The 1,391-nt window shown below is 74.7% G+C and carries 1 protein-coding gene and 1 pseudogene; both read left to right on the forward strand.

Annotated features, from left to right (window positions below):
* Nucleotides 1–89 precede the first annotated feature (89 nt).
* Nucleotides 90–1,010 carry an ESX secretion-associated protein EspG gene (locus F0Q45_RS25960; RefSeq protein WP_149656588.1) on the forward strand — a complete coding sequence of 307 codons (921 nt, stop codon included), beginning with the start codon at nucleotides 90–92 and terminating at the stop codon, nucleotides 1,008–1,010.
* Between the two features lie 141 nt (nucleotides 1,011–1,151).
* A pseudogene (locus tag F0Q45_RS28235) lies at nucleotides 1,152–1,391 on the forward strand (hypothetical protein); the annotation flags it as partial.

A 1,391-nucleotide genomic window follows, 5' to 3' on the forward strand; every position in this document is an offset into this window, starting at 1 on the left:
ACCCGCGCCCGGGCCGGCGCAGCGCAAGCGCGGCATCCGGGGAGCGTGGGCCAGGTGATCGCCGCCGGGGGCGTCCGGGGTCGGCAGACATGACGGCCGGCGCCGAACACACCGCCGCCGGCACCGACATCACCGTCAACCTCGACGGCCTGTGGCTGCTGCAGGCGCTGCTCGGGATTACCCGGCTGGCCCCCGAACTGCGGGGCCGGCCCTACGGCCAGCCCCGCTCGCCGCAGTGGGCGACCCGGCACCCGGGCCTGAAAGTCCTTGTCGACCAAGGTATCTGCGACCACACCGGGGCGGTGCGCGCCGACGTCGCGGACCGGCTGACGGTACTGGGCGCCCCCGATGTCGAGGTGATCCTGCTGATCGGCGGCGGGCCGCTGACCTGGTCGGCCCCGATGCTGGCCGACCAACCGGCCACCTGGCGGGCGATACCCGAACAGCAGCTGCGGGTCGTGCTGGCCCGCCGCGGGGGCCGGTGGGCCTCGGCGGTGCGGGCGGGCGGCGCCATCACCCTCGACGACTGCGCCCCGGCCGACCCGCAGACGCTGGCGCGGCTGGCCGGTGACGCGCTGGACTCGCTGCACCCCGTGCCGCCGGGCCGCTTCCCCGCGCTGACCGTGCCGCTGGAGGACATGTGCGCCGCGGTGGCCGCGCACGCGCGGGCCGGCTCCGCGGCGGCCAAACAGGCCGCGCTGCAGACCGCGGGTCTGCGCGGCACGGCCCTGAGCGAACTCGGTGCGGCACTGGACGAACCGCGGGCCGAGGCGGTGCTGTACGCGCGGGCCCACGTCGATGCCGGCACCGCCGTCAGCGAATCGGTGCTCAACCTGCGCGACAGCGCCTCGGGCCGGGTGGCGCTGTATCGGCTGTGCCCGCCGCGCGGCAGCCGCCAGGACTGGATGACGCTGGCCCCGGCGACGCCGGCACAGCTGTGCCACGGGGTGACCACGGTGCTGGGCAGCGTGGCGGTCGCGTCCTGGGACACCCACGAGCGCATGGCGTAAATAACCGCGGAATCGGCGGGCGACAACGCGCGTGAGGCCGTTTCCAGCAAATAAAAATCTGGGAATTTTCGCAACGATGCGGCATAGCCGGGAATTACGATCTAGAATCGCGGAAAGTAGGCATCATTTAGGGGCAGGACCATGACTGACAATTCCGATTTCATGACGCGCTACCTGACGCCGGAGACCACCGGTCGCCGCGAGCGCGCGGCCACCGGGACCGCCGAGGCGGTGGCGGCGCCGCTCCCGCCGGTGGCCGTGGCGGCGCCGCAGGACGAGGCGCCGGCGGCCGAGTCCACAGCGGCGCCGGCCGACGAAGCGGGCCACGCGGGCCCGGCCGACGCCGCGCCGCAGGCGCCACCCCCGGACCCGGGTGCCGGG

This window comes from Mycobacterium simiae, from assembly GCF_008370645.1.
Taxonomy (GTDB): Bacteria; Actinomycetota; Actinomycetes; order Mycobacteriales; family Mycobacteriaceae; genus Mycobacterium; species Mycobacterium simiae_A.